Here is a 20255-nt window from a genome sequence, read left to right on the forward strand (position 1 = left end):
CGGATTCTGCCCCGTAGATATTCCTTGGTGTGAGTATGATTTCGAGCCGTCTGATGGGGGAAGGCTGGTCGGGGGTGCGATGGCCGAACGTTGGATGATTGACCGGCGGTACGAGCTGGAGGCTCTGCCACTGGCCAAAGGCGGAATGGGCGAGGTCTGGGTCGGCCGGGATGTGAAACTGGACCGGGAGATCGCCGTCAAGTTCGTCCGTTTTCCCGATGGCCGGCCCGACGACGAGCTCGTTCGCCGTTTCATTCGTGAATCGCGGATCACCGCTCGGCTGGTGCACCCGGGGGTTCCCGCCGTATACGACGCGGGTACCCACGAGAGGCGCCCCTACCTGGTCATGCAGCGGGTGCATGGCATCAGCGTCGCCGATCTCGTCGCCGAGCAGGGAGCGTTGCCGATCGGGTGGGCAGCGGCCATCGCGGCCCAGGCCGCCTCGGTGCTGGCCGTCGCGCACCGGGCATCCCTCGTCCACCGCGATCTCAAGCCGGCCAACCTGATGCTGGAACCGGACGGCACGGTGAAGGTGCTCGATTTCGGCCTCGCGGTCGCGCTCGACCGCACCGATCTGTCGAAGATCACCCTGACCGGGCAGCATCTCGGTAGCCCCGCCTACATGGCCCCGGAGCAGGTGCTCGCCGGAGTCAGCGCGCCGGCCACCGACCTGTACGGGCTGGGCGCGACCCTGTTCGAGATGCTGACCGGCCGGCGGCTGTTCGCCGGGTCGTCGTCCTATTCGGTGATGCATCAGCAGGTGGAGGAGGTCCCGGAGCGGGTGCGCACCCTGCGTGCCGACGTTCCCCCAGGTCTGGACGGACTGGTCGCCGACCTGCTGCGCAAGGCTCCGGAGGAACGCCCGTCGGGTGCGGAAGCGGTGTACGAGGCGCTGATCGGCTGGGTGACAGACCTGGTTCCCCTGCCCGGAATCGTCGACCCCGCGGCGAACAACACGGTGCGGATGTACGACCGGGTCGCCGCCCGTGTGCATCCCCCCGAGCCGGCTTCGCTCGTTCCGGCTCCGCTCGTTCCGGCTCCGTCCGTTCCGGCCTCCGCCGCGCAGGCGCCGCCCGAGCAGGGTCCTGACGGGTCGGGTACTGATGGGTCGGAACCAGCCTCGTCGGACACGATGACCACCTCCGAGTGGAGGTCGTCGTCCTCGGGCGGAATCGGACAGGTCGAGCTTCGCCAGGCCCGGGATGAGGCCCGTTCGCTGGCACGGTCCTCCCGGTATGACCAGGCCACCGTGATCCTGACGGAGGCTGTTGACCGGGCTGGTCGGGCGCTGGGGGCTGACAGTGCCGACGTGCTCGCGCTTCGTCTTGAGCTCGCCGAGCTGTTGTTCGAGGGAGGTGACTTCCGCCGGGCCGTCGGCGAGTACGAGCGACTGGTGGCCGACCTCTCCCGCAGGGACGGTCGGGACAGCGAACGGCTGATGCTCGCGCGTCTGCGAGAGGCGACCTGCCGGGCTCTGATCGGTGAAACACCGCGGGCGCTGGAGCAGCTCGGCGCGCTGCTGCCCGATGAGGCCCGGGCGTTCGGCGCGGACGATCCCCGTGTTCTCGAGCTGCGTCGCCAGATCGGCCTGTTGCAGCTCGGCGCCGGTCATCGGGCGGCCGCGGCCGAGACCCTCGCCGCTCTGCTCGCCGACCTGTTGCGGGTCTGGGGACCGGAGCACCCGATGGTGCCCGTGGTCCGAGAACTGCTTACCAGCGCGGATGCGGCGGCGGCCCGCTGAGCCAGGACGTCCGCGCGGTGCGAGCAGCGAGCCTTGCGCTGATGCCGCTGATGCCGCTGATGCCGCTGATGCCGCTGATGCGAGACGGCGAACTTCGAGGAATCGACGGGAGACGGTGACGTGGCGCGGCTGGGGATCGACAAGGAGTTCCTGCTCGGATTCGCGGCTCTGGAGAAGCAGGTGCAGAATCGGGTGCTCGACGTCTTCGCCAGGTTCGAGCAGGCGACCCACACCGGTCTCCATCTCGAGAAGATCGGAAATGCCAGGGACGACCGCTTCCGCTCGATCCGCATCGACAAATTCTGGCGGGGGATCGTCCTCGCCCCGGACAGCGGCGACACCTACACCCTGCTGAAGGTGTTGCCGCACGACGACGCCTACGCCTGGGCGCAGCGGCGTCGTGCGTCGGTCAATGCCGCGACCGGACGGATCGAGATTCGTGACGTGGTCGCGATTGACGCGACGCTCCCGGAACTCGCCAGGCAGGCCGAGCGGGCCGTGAGCCGGCTGTTCGCTCACGTCGCGGACAAGGACCTGCGCCGGCTCGGCATCGACGAGCAGACGCTGGCCTTCGCCCGCGTGCTGACGGACGTGCGGCAGCTCGAGATGGCGCGCGGCTTCCTCCCCCCGAACCAGTGGGATGCCCTGTTCGGCCTGGCCGCGGGGATGACACCGGAGGAGGTGTGGGCCGAGATCGGGGCCGCGTCCGAGACCGCCCGGGCGTCCTTCGACGCCGATGACGTCGGCGCCGCGGTCGAGCGCAGCGGGGACCGGGTGGTCCTCGTGGACGGGCCGGAGGAACTGCTGGAGGTGTTCCGACACCCGTTCGCCCTGTGGCGGGTGTATCTGCACCCGGCCCAACGTCGTATCGCCCAGGCTCGCTTTGGGGGGCCGGCCCGGGTAACCGGCGGACCTGGCACGGGAAAGACCGTGGTGGCCCTGCACCGGGCGCACGAGCTTGCCCTGCGGGGGGCTGGCCGGGTGCTCGTGACCACCTTCACCTCGACCATGGGCGACTCGCTGGCCGCGGACCTCGACCTGCTGGTACACGAGCCGCTGGTACGCGAGCGGATCACCGTCGCGACAGTGAACAAGCTCGCCTACGATCTCTTCCGGGCCCGGTATCCCCAACCGGCCATCCTGACCGACGTCGAGGAACGGGCGGTGTGGCGCACCGCCGCTCGCGGCCTCGGTCTCTCCTTCTCCGAGAGCTTTCTGTCGGAGGAGTGGCGGCAGGTCATCCTCGCGCAGGAGATCACCACCGAGGCGGAGTACCAGAAGGCACGACGGGTCGGGCGGGGCCGTCCGCTCGGGCCTCGTCAGCGGGCACAGGTGTGGGCCGCCTGGCAGCATTTCGATCGAGATCTTCGCGCCTCCGGCCGCTGGACTCATGAGATGATCTGTGTCGAGGCGGCACGCCTGCTGGAACAGCGGCCACAACGGCCATACCGGCATGTCGTGATCGACGAGGCACAGGACCTCAGCCCGGTGCAGTGGCGCTTCCTGCGGGCGGCGGTCGCGCCAGGCGCGGACGACATCTTCGTCGCTGGCGATGCCCACCAGCGCATTTACCACAACCGCGTGAGCCTGCGGGAACTCGGCATACCGGTGGTCGGCCGGTCTGCGCGGCTGACGGTGAACTATCGGACGACCGCGGAGATCCTCGCCTGGAGCCTGGGCATGCTGCGCGGCGAACCGATCGACGATATGGATGGCGGCCTCGACTCTGTGGCCGGATATCGGTCGGAGATCCATGGGCCCGCCCCCCGGCTACGGGGCTTCGCGACCTGGAACGATGAGATCCGCGAGGCCGCCGAACAGATTCGGGCCTGGACACGGGCTGGCGTGGCGCTGGACGAGATCGGCGTCGCCGTGCGCTCCAACAAGCTCGCCGAGTCCTTTCCGTCCGCCCTGCATCGGCTTGGGATACCAACACGGCTGTTGGCCCGGTCATCCGAGAAAGCGGCGCAGACCGAACAAGCCGTGGGTCCGGCGGTCGTGGTCGGCACCATGCACCGGATGAAGGGGCTGGAGTTCCGGTGCCTGGCGGTTCTTGGCGTCGGCGAGCGCCAGGTTCCCGCCTCGAGCGCGGTAACGCCAGTTGGGGAGGACGAAATCGCGCACGCCCAGGACGTCCAGCGAGAGCGCTGTCTGCTCTTCGTCGCGTGTACCCGGGCGCGGGAGGAGTTGTCGGTCTCCTGGCATGGCCCCCAGAGCCCGTTCCTCGCCCCGTTCGATCCGGCGATCCGCCCCGTGTGATCCGCCCGCGACGGTCGTTCCCAGGTCGTGCTACCGGGGCGCACCTGCGACAGCGGCCGAGAAGGCCAGGGCCGTCCGCGTGCTGGCTCGGCGCGGTCGCCTGGGCCAACGGGCTGGTTCTCCGTAAACGGACTGGTCCTGGCGCCTGTGCCGGACTAGAAACGAGCGATGACCTTGCCGTCGGAGGAGTCGCCGTCCGAGGAGTTGCTGCCGGGCACCCGCCGCGCCTTGCTGCACCGGCTGGCGGTCGGGCAGGCGGAGGGGCGCACGCCCTCGCTGGTCGGCGCGGTCGTGCGCGGCGGCCGGCTGGTCTGGGCCTACGGTCGGAGCATGATCGACGGGCACAGCCCGGACGCCGACGTCCAGTACCGGATCGGCTCGATCACGAAGACCTTTGTCGCGGTGCAGGTCATGCGCCTGCGCGACGAGGGCGTACTGGACCTGGCCGATCCGCTGGACCGTCACCTGCCCGGCACCGCGGCGGGGTCGGGGGCAGGGGCCGGTGCAGGGGCCCTGACGATCGCCCAGCTGCTCGGCCACACCTCGGGCCTCGCGTCCGAGCCGCCCGGTCCCTGGTGGGAACGCACGCCTGGGACGCTGCGGCCACTGCTCGGCGACGTGCTCCACGAGCCGGCGGTACGCCATCCGGCGGGCCGCCGCTTCCACTACTCGAACCCCGGGTTCGCGCTGCTCGGAGCGCTGGTCAGCCGGCTGCGCGGACAACCGTGGGGCGATGCGCTGCACGAGGAGGTGCTGGCGCCGCTCGGCCTGACCCGGACCACGCTTCTCCCACAGGCACCGCACGCCGGCGGCTTCGGGGTGCATCCCTGGGCGGATGTGATGGTGCCCGAGCCGTTGGAGGACACCGGTGTGATGGCGCCGGCGGGTCAGCTCTGGTCGACCGCCGCCGACCTGTCCCGCTGGGCCGCGTTCCTGGCGCAGGGCGACAAGGCCGTTCTGAGCGCCGACACCCTCGCCGAGATGCGCCAGCCCGCCTCCGGCCCCGACGAGGCAGACGACTGGACCACGTCCTACGGGCTCGGCCTGCAACTACGACGACAGAACGGCCGACTGCTGTACGGCCACCTCGGCTCGATGCCAGGGTTCCTGGCCGCCGTCCTGGTGAGTCAGGACGACGACGTCGCCGCGGTCGTCCTGGCGAACGCGACCGCCGGGCCGGAGGTCGAGCTGATCGCCGCCGACCTGATCCGGATCGTCGCCGAGCACGAACCGCGCATCCCGGACCCGTGGCGCCCGCTGCCGGCCGTCGATCCGGAGCTTCTGGCGCTCACCGGCCTGTGGCACTGGGGCCCGTCGCCACACCTGCTGCACCTGCGCGCCGACCGTGGGCTGGAGCTCATCCCGCAGGGCCAGACGGGCCGCGGCGCCCGCTTCCGTGCTGAGGCGGACGGCACCTGGACCGGGCTGGACGGGTACTACGCGGGTGAGACGCTGCGCGTCGTCCGCGCACCGGACGGCGCGGCCAGCCATCTGGACATCGGCACCTTCGTGTTCACCCGCATGCCCTACGGCCCGGCCGCGGACATCCCCGGCGGCCTCGACCCGGGCGGCTGGCGGACATACTGACCCGCGTTCCAGGACCACGGTCCGAGCGTTCGTGCCAGACCGCGGCGGCCAGGCGCACGCGCGGCTCCCACGGTTCCAGGAATGCGGATCAGCGGGCAACGGTGGCTTCGGCCAGTTCGATGACGCCGTGGATGTAGAGGACGACCGCGGCGGTGCTGGCCCAGCACAGCATCGTCGCGACCGCCAGCAGGACACCCACCCGGGTCTGGCGGAGCGGCGGATCGAGCAGGTCACGCACCCGGTCGACGACATGATCGTGGGCGGCCCCGAGCCCGTGGGGATGATCGTGGGCGGCGCCGGGGCGGTGGGGCGGCGCCGCGGGCCGGCCGAGCGCGGCCCGGCCCAGCGCGTGGGCCACCGTGCACGGGTCACCGACCGCGCGGACCGCGGCGGCATCCGCCCACCGCTCGATCGCGTGGTCGACGGCGGGGGCGATCAGTGCCGTCAGGGGGTTGGCCGCGGCGGCGAGGCGGGTCAGCTGGGCGTAGCGGTGGTGGTGGTGACGCAGGTGGGCCTGCTCGTGTGCGAGCAGCGCCCGACGCTGCGGCCCGGTCAGCAGGCGCAGCATGCCGGTGGAGACGACGACGCGTCGGTTGCGGCCCGGAACGGCGTAGGCGTGCGCGGCGGTGTCGTCGATGATCGCCAGTCCGCCCACCGCGGGCAACGCCGCGGCCGCGGCTGTGGTCCGGCGCGCGCCCACCACGACCCGGACGAGGTGGACGCCGGTCCGGCCGAGCAGGATGACCGCCAGCGCCCCTGTGGCCAGGCCGGCCGCGTTGGGAATCGGCAGCGTCGCGCGCAGGGTCGGGGTCGACCAGTCGTGCGGGTGCGCCGCGGGAAAAAGATCAACCGTGCCGAGGTACGCGGACAGCGACAGCATCGTCTCGACGGCCACCGACACCGTCACCGCGAATGTGGTGAGGAGCACGGTCGCCGCCGCCGGCGGGAGGTACCGGGCCGCGCCCGCCGCGGCCCTGCTCCCGGCGAGGCCGACGACAGCCGGAAACAGGGCCAGGGCGAGCAGGAACACCAGAGTGAGCGTCGTCATCTCGGTCTCCGGTTCCGGGTGTCCGGTCCCGGCGGCTTCTCGTCGGGCTCGGGGTGTCGGGCGAGCAGGTCCCGCAGGATCTGTTCGGAGTCCTCGTCCAGGCTGTCGACGAACCGGGACAGCACCGTGGCGCGATCGCCGCCGGCGTCGAGCAGCTTCTGCATCTGGCGCGCGGTGAGCCCGGCCTGGGTTTCGGGCAGGTTGCCGACCAGCTGGTAGGCGTGGGCGCGGCCGCGGGGGGTGCGGGTCAGGGCCTGTTTGGCGTACAGACGTGTCAGAGTCGTCAGGATAGTCGTGTAGGCCAGGTCATCGCCCAGTTCGGCCTGGACCTGCGCCGCGGTCAACGGCCCGTCGGCCGCGGCGAGGCAGGCGACGACCTCGCTCTCCAGGCCCCCGCTCGGGCGGGGGCGGGCTCGACCGGCCACGGTGCCTCCCGTCGCTCGTTGTCCGGCGTCGCATCGCCGTGTTGCGCCGCCCAGCGATTGTGGCATCACGCAGAGCGGGCAAGTTGCCCGCCGAACGCCCGTTGCCCCAGCTCAGTCCGATGTCGGGCGGAAAGTTGGCTTGCGTTTTCGGTAACTATTAGGTATGCCTAACCTTCAGCAACTATCGCCGGATAGTTGTTGATCTGGAGGATCAAGTGTCGTGTTCGCCAACTACCTGATCGGCCTGCGTGAAGGCCTCGAGGCCGCGCTGGTCGTGAGCATCCTGATCGCATACCTGGTGAAGGTTGGCCGACGGGACCGGCTGGTGGTCGTCGCCGGCGGGGTGGCCCTGGCGGTCGCTGTCAGCGTCGCGTTCGGGGCGCTGCTGACGTACACGTCGACGAGCCTGCTCGCGGACTTCAGGAGCCAGGAGATCTTCGGCGGCACGATGTCCGCGATCGCGGTGGTGTTCGTCACCGGGATGGTCTTCTGGATGCGTCGCACCGCCCGCAGTATGCGCGCGGAGCTGGACGGACGGCTCTCCTCGGCACTGGAGCTGGGCACCTTCGCCGTCGTCCTCACGGCCTTCCTCTCGGTGGCCCGCGAGGGCCTGGAGACCGCGTTGTTCTTCTGGTCGGCGGTGCAGGCCGCGGGAAGCACGACGGAGCCGGTGATCGGTTTCTCGCTGGGCATCGCGACCGCGGTGGTGCTCGCCTGGCTGCTGTACCGGCGGTCGGTCCGGCTGAACCTCGCCCGGTTCTTCACCTGGACGGGCGCCGGCCTGATCGTGATCGCGGCCGGGGTGCTGTCCTACGCGATCCACGACCTGCAGGAGGGCGGCGTCATCGGCGGGCTGAACACCCTCGCCTTCGACGTGAGCGAACAGATCTCACCCGGCTCGTGGTACGGGTCTCTGCTCAAGGGCGTCTTCAACTTCACCCCGCAGACCACCGTCGCCCAGGCGATCGCCTGGACCGCCTACATCGTCCCGGTCATGGCCGTGTTCTTCCTCGGTCATCGGCTCCGGTCCGGCCAGCCGAGCCAGCCGAGCCAGCCGGGCGAGCCGAGTGGGCCGCCGCCCGTCCCGTCGGGATCCACCAGCTGACGGCCGCTGACGGCCACCGCGGCGGCGGGTGCCGCCACTTACGGCTGATCCATCTGTCGCATCGCCAGAAACCTTGAGGAGAACCGGTGAAATCGCCTGTCGGCCGCGTCATGCGCCTGGCCTGTCCTGTCGTCGTGGCCGCTACCCTGGCCGCGGCCTGCTCGTCGGACAACTCGACTGACGCCGGCTCGTCCGGCGCCGGCGGGGGACCGATCGCGGTGAACGCGGGTGACAAGGACTGCAAGGTGGCCAGCGCGGAACTGCCCGCGGGCCGGCACACCTTCGAGGTCACCAACACCGCGTCGCAGGTCACCGAGGTGTACGTCTACGCCGACGGCGACCGGATCATGGGCGAGGTCGAGAACGTCGGCCCGTCGACGAAGCGGAACCTGATCGTCGATCTGCCGGCCGGCAAATACCAGGTGGCGTGCAAGCCCGGCATGGTGGGCGACGGCATCCGCACCGCGCTCACGGTCACCGGCGAGGCCGCGCCGGCGCAGACGCTCGACCAGAACCTGCAGACCGCGGTCACCTCGTACAAGACGTACGTCGGGTCCGAGACCCAGGCGCTGGTCGACACCACCGCGGGGTTCGTCGAGGCGATCAACTCGGGTGACCTGGCCAAGGCCAGAGAGGCCTACCCGAACGTCCGGCTGCACTATGAGCGCATCGAGCCGATCGCGGAGTCCTTCGGTGACCTCGACCCGCTCATCGACATGCGCATCGACGACGCCACGCCCGAAACCCCGTTCGTCGGCTTCCACGCGATCGAGCAGAAGCTGTTCGAGGGGAACACCCTGGACGGGACCCGGCCGCTCGCCACGGCGCTGACCACGAACGTCGGCAAGCTCAACGAGTTGATCAAGACCGTGGAGCTCACGCCGCTGGTCATGGCCAACGGGGCGAAGTCGTTGCTCGACGAGGTCGCCGCGTCGAAGGTCACCGGTGAGGAGGAGCGCTACTCCCGCATCGACCTGGTCGACTTCGCCGGCAACGTCGACGGCGCCAAGTACGTCTACAGCACGCTGCGCCCGGCCCTGCAGGAGAAGGACCCGGAGCTGGTGACGACGCTCGACAAGCGCTTCCCCGCGCTGGTCAGCCTGCTCGACAAGCACCTGGCCAAGCCGGGGGACAGCGGCTACATCCCCGGCAGCCCGTACATCTCCTACGACAGCCTCACCCAGGACGAGGTCAAGGCCCTCGCCGTCGAGGTCGACGCCATCTCCGAGCCCATCGGACAGATCGCCGGAGTCGTGACCAGCAAGTGAGCCGACTGCCCGATCCCAGCGGCCCGGACGCCGTCGCCGCCGAGGACACCACCACCGCCGTCACCTCCGGCGGCGCCGGCGTGAACGACGCCGACCCCACCACCGCCGTCACCTCCAACGGCCTCGGCGTCGGCGCGGGCGACGCCGGGGCGGCCGCCGCCGCCGCCGACGGCCCGCGCAGCGGCCGCGGGAGCCAGCCGGCGCCCGCGGCACGCGGTTTCAGTCGTCGCCGCATGGTCGCGTTCCTCGGTGGCGCCGCGGCTGTCGGCGCGGGCGGCACCGCCGCCGGTTTCGTCGCCTCGAACTCGGAGGAGGAGTCGCCGGGGTCGGGCCAGAGGATTCCGTTCTTCGGTTCGAACCAGGCCGGAATCGTCACCCCGGTACAGGACAGGCTGCACTTCGCCGCCTTCGACCTCAGCCCGGCGGCCACCCGCGACGACCTGATCGCGCTGCTCACCGCCTGGACCAACGCGGCGTCCAGGATGACCGCCGGGCTGGACGTCGGCACCGGCGCTGTCACCGGTGCGCCCGGCTCCCCGCCGGACGACACCGGTGAGGCACTGGGGCTGTCGCCCGCCCGGCTGACCCTCACACTCGGCTTCGGCACCAGCCTGTTCACCGATGCCAACGGCAAGGACCGTTTCGGGATCGCCGCTTCGCGACCGGCGCAGCTCGCCGACCTGCCCGCCTTCCCCGGCGACGCCCTCGACCCGGCCTCCAGCGACGGCGACCTGTGCGTGCAGGCCTGTGCCGACGACCCGCAGGTGGCCGTGCACGCCATCCGCAACCTGGCCCGTCTCGCCCGGGGCACCGCCTCGGTGCGCTACTCCCAGCTCGGGTTCGGCCGCACCAGCTCCACCTCGACCGGCCAGGCCACCCCGCGCAACATGATGGGTTTCAAGGACGGCACCGCCAACATCAAGGCCGAGGACACGGCCACGATGAACACCCACGTCTGGGCCCAGCCCGGTGACGGGCCGGACTGGATGACCGGCGGCAGCTATCTCGTCAGCCGCCGCATCCGCATGCTCATCGAACCCTGGGACAGCACCCCGCTCACCGAACAGGAACGGGTCATCGGCCGCGCCAAGGGAAGCGGAGCTCCGCTCGGCCAACGGGACGAGTTCGACCCGTTGGACTTCGCGGCGAAGGACTCCGCCGGAGAGCTGGTCGTCGACACCAAGGCCCACGTACGGCTCGCCCACCCGACCCAGAACAACGGCGCCGTGATCCTGCGCCGTGGCTACTCCTTCACCAACGGCACCGACAACCTCGGCCGCCTCGACGCCGGGCTGTTCTTCATCGCCTACCAGCGGGACCCGCGGACCCAGTTCGTCACAATTCAGAAATCACTGGCCGGCAGGTCCAACGACGCGCTCAACGAATACATTCAGCACGTCGGCAGCGGCCTGTACGCCTGCCCGCCGGGCGTCCAGCCAGGACAGTACTGGGGCCAGAAGCTCTTCGCCTGACGCGATGCCAGTCGCGACCTCAGGTGCCACAGCAAGTCCGATTACCGTGGGTCCACCCGCTGGCTGGTTTTCCGGCGCGGCGGGTGGACGTCACGTGGGTCTGATGCCTGTCACGCCGGTTGGGCGGGGGTCCCGTCCGTCCGTTGGCGGCGCCGGCCGCGGACCAGCCCGGCGGTCGCGTCGAGGGCGAGGAAGGCCAGGAGAGTCACTCCGAGCACGGGCAGCGCCCAGCCGACTGCGGCGGTGATCAGGACCAGGTCGACCGCGAGGCTGGCCAGCAGGATCTGGTTGGCCACCCCGAACAGCTCGCCCATGTGCGCGGCGATGCCGATCCTGGTGAGCTGTGCGAGCAGCGGCCAGCTCTCCCCGCGGACCTCGTTGACCACCCTGGCGTCAGCCGGGTCGACCGCCATCTGGTCGAGTCGTACCGGCCAGCGCCGGTCGGTCTGGGCCACAGTCCACGCCGTGCCGGCCCCGGCCGGTGGTGTGATCTCAACGGGTCCGTCGAGGCCCGCCCCGCGCGCGGCGGCGATGATCCGGTCCACCTTGTCCACACCTGCCGCGATGCGATAGAAGACGGCTGCCGGCTCGTGCCGACCGACTGGTTCGAGATGGTGTGCGGCGGCATCGCCCGCGGACTGATCCCGCGGACCGATCCGAGACCAGCGTCAGGCCACGTTCGGCAAGGTGGACGGGCAGCTCGGCGGGATCGAGGTCGAACCTCCGCTCAGCCGTACTGCTCGAGCACCTTGCTGATCACACCGCGGGCGGACGGCGAGAAATCCCGCCAGTCGTCACCGAGGTCGGCCGCGAACGAACGTTCGTAGCCTGTGTCACGCAGACGGATGTCGGGCAGATACCCGGAGTGGAACTGGACGGACAGCTTGAGGCCCTCGGCGGTGGCGACGGCGACGGGCCCCGCGCCGAGAGCCAGGGCGTCGAACACCTGAAGTTCGGTCCGGTCGGAGTAGTGAACGAAAATCACCGCCCAGCCGGGGCCGCCCGCGGGGTCGGGAACGAACACGGGTGACTCGCCGGTGGTGCCGATGGGGAATGACCAGGCCGACTGTTCGGTCATCGTCTCCAGGTCAATGCACACCAGGGACGACGGGATCTCCCGTGACGGCAACTGGTCCACCGGGACGACGCGATAGGGGTGATCCCGGTACATCTCGACGATCCGGGTGGCCAGCATCCCGGTGTCGCAGCCCCAGTACGACTGCCACAGGTAGCGGCCGCGCTCGAGCCCCGGGCGCCGCATGTCACGCCCATAGACAAGCGTGGCCCAGTGGCGTTCCGGGTCCAGGAAGACACGGCTGTCCCTGACCTCACCGGTTCGGCCGTCGATCACGTAGCGGCCGACCGGTGAAGCGTCCACCGGGGCGGAGACGAAACCGTGCAGGCCCTTGGCGAGGCCGGAGCCGGTTCCCCAGACGCTGTCGGCATCGGTGAGCGTGTAGTTGAGATCCCAGCCGTTCGAATGGGCGAGGTACATCGTGATGTTGTCGCCGTCCTGGCGGTAGTCGGCGAAATGGTGGAACGACTCGCGCGGGACGCGGGCGTGGGTCACCGGCACGCCGCGGCCCCTGCGGGCGACGGTGAGATCGCGCTTGGCCACCAGGTAGATGTCGGTGAAGGGCAGATGCGGTTTGGTGCGGCCACGTCCGGCGACGGTGCCGGGCTCGGGCTGGAACCCGATCTCCGTGAAGATCACGTAGTCCTGGGTCGCTGTCATCTCGTGCACACCCTGGGTCAGGTGCGCGCCGGGTACGTGCCACGTCTCGACGTCGCCGTGGCCGTCCCAGCGCACCACCCACATGGGCCCCTCCATGTCGGAGGTGGACGAACCCCGGGGATGGAGGTTCGTGTTGCACCACCACATGCAACCGTCGTCGAGGTCCTCGACCGGGTGCGCCGCCGTCCGCACACCCGGGAACAGGGGATGCGCGACAACCTCGGGGTATTCACCGACCCCGCCGAGAAACGTCTTGAACTCCAACGTCGCCGGGTCGAACTCGACCGGCCGCTGGCTCAGTCCGGTGAGCAGCAGCCGGTCGCCGAAGAAGTGCGGAGACACGTTGGTCAGGGACGGCCGTCCGCCGGCGGTCAGCCCCGCCAGCTCGGCCGGTGGCAACGCCCGGCCGAGGCCGTCGAGAAGAGCCAGGTCGGGCGTGACGACCCGCTTCGTCCGCCAGTGCCTGGTCTCGAGGTCCACCTGGGTGAGCAGGCCCGGCCCGGCGAACATGAAGTCGACGGCGGTCGGCTGCGACGGCCCGATGACGAAGACGTTCCCGGCCAGCCCGTCGGGCCACCGACCGGCAGTCACCGTCAGGTCGACGTTGTACTCGGCGCTCGGCTCAAGGGCGTGGTGAAGCGCATGACCCATGTCGTTTCCCTCGGAGTTCGGCTCGGCGCGCGGAATTCGGAACTCTGGTCGCGACCGGATGTGCCCGGTGGGGATACTTCCGGCGAGCGCGGCGCGGATTTCGGTTAAATTCTCCGTACGTCATCGCGGCAGCGCCGGTGAAATAATTCTATTTGATGGATCGATTGGCGTTTCCCGCCCCGTCACCGCGCGAGGAGGGGTGCGCGGACCACCCGACGATCTCGGTGGCCGTCTCCTCGGTCATGAGGTGGCTGGCGAATGGGCGGGCGAAGTCGACCTGGTTGTGCGCGGGACTCCACCGGCGGCCGGTCGGCACCACGACGGGACCGGTCCGCGGAGATCCGGGCCCTGTTCGCGGACGGCCCGCGCGCCACGGGCGGGATCGCGGACGCCCTCCGGCGCGGACCTCCGCCCTCGGTACCGTCCCGCCCCGCTTATCATCGCGAATCGGATACATCGGGCGGATGTCGAGGGGACGTGGCTGTGCCAGGAGATGCGCCGCTTCCCTCCCAGCTGAGCCTGCGTGGTGACGGTGGGTCCGGCCGATCCCGGCGCGGGCGTTTCCGTGGTGGGCGGTTCGGTGCCGTGCTCACGGCCGCGCTTTCCGCCGCCGTGCTGATGTTCAGTGTGGGCGGCTGGTCGCTGTACGCCTACGCCAACGGCAACGTCACGCACGTCGACCTCGACCTGGGTGACGATCGTCCGGCCGCGGACCATGATGTCGCGAACTATCTACTCGTCGGCACGGACAGCCGCGCGGGCACCGGCGACGAGTACGGCGGCTCCTCGCTCGTCGCCGGCCAGCGCTCCGACACCACGATGCTGATCCACGTCGCCAAGGACGGGGCCACCACGATGGTCTCGTTCCCGCGCGACACCCTCGTCGTCATTCCCGAGTACACCGACACGGCCGGCAAGCTCCACAAGAAGCACCGGGGCAAGTTCAATTCGGCGATCACCGACGGCGGCCCGTCGCTGTTGGTGAAGATGATGGAGAGCCTGACCGGGATGCGGGTCGACCACTACGTGTCGGTCGACCTCGCCGGCTTCAAACAGATCACCGACGCGATCGGCGGTGTCGACGTCTGCGTCCTGCCCTCGGACTTCAAGGACCGCTTCAAGGACGACAACGGGCGGTGGCGGGTGAGCACCAACACCAACGACACGATGAGCGGCTGGTCCGGCGGCCCGGGCACCCTGCACGTCAACGGCGAGCAGGCCCTCGCGTTCGTCCGCCAGCGGCACGGCTTCATGCAGGGCGACATCGCCCGGATCAACCGCCAGCAGCAGTTCCTCGGCGCCGTGCTCCACAAGGCCACCAGCGGCGACGTCCTGACGAACCCGCTCAAGTCGTCGGCGCTGCTCCGGGCCGCGACCGACGCGGTCACCCTCGGTAACACCACACTCGACGAGCTCATGGCCCTCGGACTGTCGATGAAGGGCATGGCGGCCGGCACGATGCACGTCGAGACACTGCTGACCCGCGCGCCCGGCCGCGCCGACGGCGGAAACCCGAACGACGGAACGCTGCCCGGCTTCGGCGCGGTGCAGCTCTACAACCCGGTCGACCTCGCGAAGATCGTCGTTCCGCTGGGCGGCCAGGTCGACGGCGTCACGCCTGAGGACCTGACCGCCTCGGCCACGCCCGGTCCGGTGACCGTCCCGCCCGCGCAGGTCGCTGCCGCCGTCTACAACGGCTCCGGCATGTCCGGCCTGGCGGCGAAGGTGACGACGGCGCTGGTGCGGGAGGGGTTCCAGGCGACCAGCGCCGGCAACGCCGACCCCCGCGCGGCGTCACAGGTGCGCTACGGCCCTGGTCAGCAGCAGGCCGCGTGGACGGTGCAGGCGGCGGTGCCCGGCTCGATCGCCCGCGCCGACTCGACCATCACCGGGATCCACCTCATCCTCGGCAGCGGGTACACCGGCGTCATCGCCCCGGCGATGGCGGGTGCCACACCCGCCGCCGGCGCGACGGCCGCGGCCCCGGCCCCGACAGCCGCCGCGCCGCAGGGCCCGCCGCCACCGCCTCCCAACTGCACTCTCTGATCCCGGAATCCCACTGCCTGCCATGGTTCATCGGGAGGCGGGCGCGGTCTCTCGCCGGGGACGGAACGGTGCCGCGAGCTGGCCGAGCCAGGGACGATTACCGAAACTCATCGCGATCAGGCTGCGACCCCTCGGGCGTCAGGGAGGGCTCGTCGGGAGCCGACAGGCTCAGCACGGAGTGGACGACGGCGGGTGAGGACGTCAATCTGGCCTCGATTTCGCGCAGCCGCACCGCGATGCGCGGCTCGATGTCGTCGCCGACGAGGTCGACGCCCCCGACCACTGTGATCATCCGCGGGCCGACGACCTCCAGCCGCAGATAGGTCACCCTCCGCCCTCGTCGACCAGGCCCTCGGCCACCTGGAGGCTGGACTGTCGGTATGAGACGGGTGACGTCGTGAAACTGACGTCGCCATACCTCTGGCGTCGCAGTACAACCGGCAGAGGGTCGGCGCGCCGTCGGAGCGGCCGAAGGTCCTGCGCGACGTGTGGTCGGCACCGGCGCCGGTCACCTGCGGTGTCGACAGTCTGGAGTGCCCATGATCGCCGATCGGCCATCGGATGCCCGGGATCGCCCGCCTACCGTCATTCACTCGGCGGGCGAGGCGCTGGAAGCCGCACGGAAGATCGCGGCCGGCTTCGCGGTGAACGCCGACGCCCGTGATCGGGAGCGGCGGCTGCCCGCACCCGAGATCGACCAGCTCTCCGTGTCCGGGCTGCTCGGTATCGCCGTCCCGGCGAGGTTCGGTGGCGCCGAGGTTTCGGTCGTGACGCTGACGGAGGTGTTCCGGGTGCTCGCGACCGCCGACGCCAGCCTGGCCCAGATCCCGCACAGCCACTTCGTCTTCCTCGACGCCCTGCGTCGGCGCGGTACCGACGATCAGCAGGCCTTCTACTTCGGGCAGGCGCTCGCCGGGCGGCGGTTCGCCAACGCGCAGTCCGAGCGCGGCGGCAGGACCGCCGCGGACGACGCGACGACCCTGCGCCGAGCGCCGGGCGGGGGTGGCTATGTTCTGCGTGGCGAGAAGTTCTACTGCACCGGCGCGCTGTTCGCGCACTGGCTTGTCGTCCGCGCGGTGCTTTCCGACCAGCCGCCGCATACCCCTGAGGGCGCTGTGCCGAAGGCGCTCGCCTACATCCGGCGGGACGCACCGGGCGTGAGCGTCGAGGATGACTGGGACGGCATGGGCCAACGCACCACCGCCAGCGGTACCGTCCGCCTGGACGACGTCCCCGTCTCACCGGACCAGGTGGTCGACTACTCGTCGATCTTCGACGGCCCCACCACCTACGGCGCCCGCGCGCAGGTGCTGCACGCGGCCCTCGACGCCGGTATCGCCCGCGGTGCGCTGGACGCCGCCGTCGGTCAGGTGGCCAGGGCGCGCCCGTGGTTCGAAAGCGGCGCGGAACGAGCCGCCGACGACCCGCTGCTCGTGCAGCAGGCCGGCGAGCTGGAAGTCGTGGTTCGCGCGGCCGAGGCCCTGCTGGCGCAGGCCGCGGCGGACGTCGACGCGGCCGAGCGGGATCCCACGGAGGCGAGTACCGCCCAGGCGTCGATCGCGACGGCTGTCGCCAAGGTCGCCAGTGCCAGGGCGGCGGTACAGGTCTCGTCCGACCTGTTCGAGCTCGGCGGCACCCGCTCGGCCGCGGGCTCGCTGAACCTGTCGAGGCACTGGCGTGACGGACGCACCCACACCCTGCACGATCCCGTCCGATGGAAGATCCAGCACATCGGACGTTGGCTGCTGTCCGGCACGCCGCCGCCCCGGCACGGGCAGCTCTGACGTCGAGTTCCCGGACGGTGCGACCGTCAGGGAATGCTCACCCGCGGGCTTGTTCAGGTCTGTCGGATGACGATGAGGCAGGTGTCGTCGTCGGTGTCCGGGGTGGTGTGCGCGAGCAGGTGATCGGCCCGGTGCGAGACGTCGAAGCCCGGTGCGGCCGCGATCCGCAGCAGCGCGTGGAGGGATTCGTCCAGCCCGGTTCCGCGGCGTTCGATGAGGCCGTCGGTGAAGAGAAGCAGGACGTCGTCCGGCTCAAGAACGTGGACGGTTTCCTGGTAGTCGACATCGGGTTCGACGCCGAGCAGGAGCCCGTCGGGCATCGGAAGGGCGTGGGCGGAGCCGTCCCGGACGAGCACGGGCGGCAGATGCCCGGCGCGGGCCCAGCGCAGCGCACGCTCGGCGGGACGGTAAAGGCCACAGATGACGGTGGCGGTGATGTTGTCGGTGAGGTGGTAGGTGACGTTGTTGAGCCAGCGCAGCAGCTGCCCGGGGCCGGCGCCGGTGACCGCGAGGCCGCGCAGGCTGTTGCGCAGGGTCACCATGCCGGCCACGGTCCTGATGCTGTGCCCGGCGACGTCACCGACGACGAGCAGGACCTCGCCGGTCGGCAGGGTGACCGCGTCATACCAGTCGCCACCGACAAGGTGCTCCTGCTCGGCGGGGCGGTAGCGGACGGCGACCGCGAGGCCGCCGAGGTCGACGGGCTCCTCGGAGCTGGGCAGGATCGCCCGCTGCAGGGCGAGCGCGAGCTGATGCTGGCCGTCGGCCCGCGCCTCCGAATCGGCGAGCTGGTCCCGGGTGGCGTCAAGGACGACCTGCGTGCGGTAGTGGCTGGTCAGGTCCTGGTAGATGCCGCGGACGGCGACCGTCACGCCGGCGGCGTCGGTCACCGGCTCGGCGAAGGCGCGGAGCTGGCGCAGCGTCCCGTCGCTGCCGATGACCCGGAACGATCCCGAGGCGGCCCGGCCGAGCCGCAACAGCGCGTCACGCAGGTGGTCCACGGCCGCCCGGTCGTCCGGGTGGATGTGCGGATCGAGGTCGTCGAGCGGGACGGGTGACATCGTGCGGTCACGCTGGAAGAGCTCGTAGACGTGGTCGGTCCAGCGCACGGCCCCGGTGCGGACGTCCTCCTGCCAGCCGCCGAACCGGCCGAGGCGTTGCAGGTGGCCGGCCAGGGAACCACCCGCGCCACCGCCGCCGACCGGCCGCCAACTGATCACGACTCCGTCGAAGAAGGGGGCGATGCGGACGTCGAGCTCCTCGGTGACGAGCACGTCGTCGACCAGGACGAGCAGGGCGATGCCGTCGGCCTGGTACTGCTCGCCGGTACGCACGACCGCCACGGCCCGCTCGAGCAGGCCGGCGTCGGCGGCCATGAGCGGGTAGAGGTCGAGCAGGCGCCGGCCACGCAGCTGGGCCGGGTGCCTGCCGGCCGGGTCGACGAAGCCCTCGTTCACGTGGTCGACGTGGAAGTCGAGGATCTCGCCGTCCTCGGCGCGCACCGTGTGGGCCAGCAGCACCGACCCGGCGACGGCGTCGAGGAGGGCGGGCAGCCAGGCCGTTCGCCCGCCGAGGGTCTGTGGCTGCGCCGAGCGGGTGTCGGCGGAGAAGCCGCCCGGGTGCAGGCCGTGCAGGCACAGGTCCGCGAGCGCGACGAGCTCGCGTCGGAGCCCGGCGGTGAACTCCGCGAGCGGGGCGGGCCAGCAGATCTCCACGGCGCCCACGACAGCGCCTGCCTGCAGGAACGGCAGCGCCGCCCGCGCCCCGAGCCAGGGACCCACCCGCGGCACCGAGCCGACGGCCGCCCGGCCGCCCGCCGGGATGTCGGTCGGGATGTCGGTCGGATCGTTCGCCTCGGGCGGTGAGCCCTCGGGCCACCACTGCGGCGTGGCGCCGCGGGCCGCGCGCATCGCCACGCAGTCCAGCTGCGGCGGGATGCGTTGCCACCGGCTCGCCTCGAGCGGCCCCAGGCCGGTCCCGCCCACCAGGGTGAGCGCGCCATCGGATTCCAGCATCCAGAAGGCCACGGCGACGGCACCCTGATGGGCCAGGACCTCGGTGAACACGGCCTCGGCGACCGGGCAGCCATCGGTGGCGTGGCTGACCGCGGCCTCGGCCAGCCACAGGCGGCGCCGGGCGCCGTCGTCGAGCGGGGGTCGATGGAGTGTTCTGGTGGTCCCGCCGAGCACCTCGGCGGCGAACTCGTCCGGGGTGATCCCGGAGGCGGCTGCGAGACGGCGCAGCTGGTCACCGGCCTCGGTGACCGAGCAGCGCAGCCGTTCGGCCAGGACCCCGACGGCCATGTCGATCAGAGCGTCGGCGGCGGACCGCGCCCGGAGCTCCGCCAGCTCCCGCTGCTGACGGGCGATCACATGGAGTAGCCCCGTCGCGGCGTGGTCGCGGGGGTCGGCGCTACTCTGCGACGCCCGGGACACGCCTCTCCTCGTCCGCTCCGGGTAGTGGGGTTTCGGGGAGTGGCGGTCCGACCAGACAGCGGTATGTAACCAAGAAGTGAGCCCTGATCCGTCTACTCTACTGCGGGACATCCGCGAGGATCGGGACATCTCTCATGCCGCTTCTCGCGCCGCTTGGCACAGCGGCCGCACGACCGGGCTGGAGGACGACACGGTGACTGAGGTAACGGCGCGTAACCAGACCCCGGCCCAGCTGGACGACCCGGCGCTGCGTCAGTTGCTCGCCGGTCTCACCGCCGTGCGGGGTGGGGATTTCGGAACCCGGCTGCCGTGCGTCGGCGACGAGCTGATGGACGAGATCGCCACCGTCTTCAACGGGATGATCGACCAGCTCGCGCTGTTCACCTCCGAGGTGACGCGGGTGGCCCGGGAGGTCGGCACCGAGGGCAAGCTCGGCGGCCAGGCCGAGGTGCCGGGTGTCTCCGGCTCCTGGAAGGACCTGACCGACAACGTCAACGCGATGGCCGGGAACCTGACCGGCCAGGTCCGTGACATCGCGCAGGTCGCGACGGCGGTCGCGGAGGGCGACCTCTCCCAGAAGATCACCGTGCAGGCCCGGGGCGAGATCCTGGAGCTCAAGAACACCATCAACACGATGGTCGATCAGCTTTCGGGTTTCGCGGACGAGGTGACGCGGGTGGCCCGGGAGGTCGGCACCGA

The 20255-nt window shown here is 70.9% G+C and carries 15 protein-coding genes; 9 read left to right on the top strand and 6 right to left on the bottom strand.

The window, feature by feature from the left end; translation table 11 throughout:
• Nucleotides 1-94: 94 nt before the first annotated feature.
• The 3 genes from MXD62_RS01610 to MXD62_RS01620 all read left to right on the top strand — a co-directional run bounded on the left by MXD62_RS01610 (nucleotide 95) and on the right by MXD62_RS01620 (nucleotide 5587).
• The gene (locus tag MXD62_RS01610) at nucleotides 95-1741 is read left to right on the top strand and encodes a serine/threonine-protein kinase (protein ID WP_248827651.1); all 1647 of its coding nucleotides are present in this window, start codon (nucleotides 95-97) and stop codon (nucleotides 1739-1741) included.
• A gap of 120 nt (nucleotides 1742-1861) precedes the next feature.
• Nucleotides 1862-4000 carry a UvrD-helicase domain-containing protein gene (locus tag MXD62_RS01615; protein ID WP_248827652.1) on the top strand — a complete coding sequence of 713 codons (2139 nt, stop codon included), beginning with the start codon at nucleotides 1862-1864 and terminating at the stop codon, nucleotides 3998-4000.
• Nucleotides 4001-4168: 168 nt separating this feature from the next.
• Nucleotides 4169-5587 (top strand): serine hydrolase, encoded by a 1419-nt coding sequence (locus tag MXD62_RS01620; protein WP_248827653.1) that lies wholly within the window; start codon nucleotides 4169-4171, stop codon nucleotides 5585-5587.
• A gap of 88 nt (nucleotides 5588-5675) precedes the next feature.
• On the opposite strand, the gene MXD62_RS01625 is transcribed toward MXD62_RS01620, so the two are convergent.
• Complete coding sequence (locus tag MXD62_RS01625; RefSeq protein ID WP_248827654.1) at nucleotides 5676-6635, bottom strand: M56 family metallopeptidase; 960 nt, start codon at nucleotides 6633-6635, stop codon at nucleotides 5676-5678.
• Nucleotides 6632-7060 (bottom strand): BlaI/MecI/CopY family transcriptional regulator, encoded by a 429-nt coding sequence (locus MXD62_RS01630; protein WP_248827655.1) that lies wholly within the window; start codon nucleotides 7058-7060, stop codon nucleotides 6632-6634. The genes MXD62_RS01625 and MXD62_RS01630 overlap by 4 nt, the downstream gene beginning before the upstream one ends.
• Before the next feature lie 220 nt (nucleotides 7061-7280).
• Between MXD62_RS01630 and efeU the strand changes: the two genes are divergently transcribed.
• The 3 genes from efeU (at nucleotide 7281) to efeB (ending at nucleotide 10905) form a co-directional block, all read left to right on the top strand.
• Nucleotides 7281-8165, top strand: coding sequence for an iron uptake transporter permease EfeU (gene efeU / locus MXD62_RS01635; RefSeq protein ID WP_248827656.1), 885 nt, complete (start codon nucleotides 7281-7283; stop codon nucleotides 8163-8165).
• Nucleotides 8166-8251: 86 nt separating this feature from the next.
• Nucleotides 8252-9433, top strand: a complete 1182-nt coding sequence (gene efeO / locus MXD62_RS01640; protein ID WP_248827657.1) for an iron uptake system protein EfeO — start codon at nucleotides 8252-8254, stop codon at nucleotides 9431-9433.
• Nucleotides 9430-10905 carry an iron uptake transporter deferrochelatase/peroxidase subunit gene (gene efeB, locus MXD62_RS01645; protein WP_248827658.1) on the top strand — a complete coding sequence of 492 codons (1476 nt, stop codon included), beginning with the start codon at nucleotides 9430-9432 and terminating at the stop codon, nucleotides 10903-10905. The genes efeO and efeB overlap by 4 nt, the downstream gene beginning before the upstream one ends.
• A 110-nt stretch (nucleotides 10906-11015) precedes the next feature.
• On the opposite strand, the gene MXD62_RS01650 is transcribed toward efeB, so the two are convergent.
• Entirely contained in the window at nucleotides 11016-11459 is a 444-nt protein-coding gene (locus MXD62_RS01650) for a PepSY domain-containing protein (RefSeq protein WP_248827659.1), read from the bottom strand.
• A 173-nt stretch (nucleotides 11460-11632) separates the two neighbouring features.
• Nucleotides 11633-13291 carry a carotenoid oxygenase family protein gene (locus tag MXD62_RS01655; RefSeq protein ID WP_248827660.1) on the bottom strand — a complete coding sequence of 553 codons (1659 nt, stop codon included), beginning with the start codon at nucleotides 13289-13291 and terminating at the stop codon, nucleotides 11633-11635.
• Nucleotides 13292-13774: 483 nt separating this feature from the next.
• Here MXD62_RS01655 and MXD62_RS01660 point away from each other — a divergent pair, with 483 nt between their 5' ends.
• On the top strand, nucleotides 13775-15337 hold the full coding sequence (locus MXD62_RS01660) for an LCP family protein (RefSeq protein ID WP_248827661.1): 1563 nt from the start codon (nucleotides 13775-13777) through the stop codon (nucleotides 15335-15337).
• A gap of 97 nt (nucleotides 15338-15434) precedes the next feature.
• On the opposite strand, the gene MXD62_RS01665 is transcribed toward MXD62_RS01660, so the two are convergent.
• Nucleotides 15435-15665, bottom strand: coding sequence for a hypothetical protein (locus tag MXD62_RS01665; RefSeq protein WP_248827662.1), 231 nt, complete (start codon nucleotides 15663-15665; stop codon nucleotides 15435-15437).
• 211 nt (nucleotides 15666-15876) lie between these two features.
• On the opposite strand from MXD62_RS01665, the gene MXD62_RS01670 reads away from it, so the two are divergent.
• A complete protein-coding gene (locus MXD62_RS01670; protein WP_248827663.1) occupies nucleotides 15877-17121 on the top strand; it encodes an SfnB family sulfur acquisition oxidoreductase in 1245 nt (414 codons plus the stop codon).
• A gap of 53 nt (nucleotides 17122-17174) precedes the next feature.
• On the opposite strand, the gene MXD62_RS01675 is transcribed toward MXD62_RS01670, so the two are convergent.
• On the bottom strand, nucleotides 17175-19556 hold the full coding sequence (locus MXD62_RS01675; protein ID WP_248827664.1) for a SpoIIE family protein phosphatase: 2382 nt from the start codon (nucleotides 19554-19556) through the stop codon (nucleotides 17175-17177).
• A 277-nt stretch (nucleotides 19557-19833) separates the two neighbouring features.
• Here MXD62_RS01675 and MXD62_RS01680 point away from each other — a divergent pair.
• A partial coding sequence (locus MXD62_RS01680) for a HAMP domain-containing protein (protein ID WP_368862295.1) occupies nucleotides 19834-20255 on the top strand: 422 nt, incomplete at its 3' end.

Origin of the sequence: Frankia sp. Mgl5, from assembly GCF_023242985.1 — a bacterium.
Taxonomy (GTDB): Bacteria; Actinomycetota; Actinomycetes; order Frankiales; family Frankiaceae; genus Parafrankia; species Parafrankia soli.

What these genes read in the sequence shown, in the direction of transcription:
- MXD62_RS01670 (WP_248827663.1), top strand. Translation starts at nt 15,877, where the DNA reads ATGATCGCCGATCGGCCATCGGATGCCCGGGATCGCCCGCCTACCGTC.
- MXD62_RS01655 (WP_248827660.1), bottom strand. Translation starts at nt 13,291, where the DNA reads ATGGGTCATGCGCTTCACCACGCCCTTGAGCCGAGCGCCGAGTACAAC.
- MXD62_RS01625 (WP_248827654.1), bottom strand. Translation starts at nt 6,635, where the DNA reads ATGACGACGCTCACTCTGGTGTTCCTGCTCGCCCTGGCCCTGTTTCCG.
- MXD62_RS01610 (WP_248827651.1), top strand. Translation starts at nt 95, where the DNA reads ATGATTGACCGGCGGTACGAGCTGGAGGCTCTGCCACTGGCCAAAGGC.
- MXD62_RS01620 (WP_248827653.1), top strand. Translation starts at nt 4,169, where the DNA reads ATGACCTTGCCGTCGGAGGAGTCGCCGTCCGAGGAGTTGCTGCCGGGC.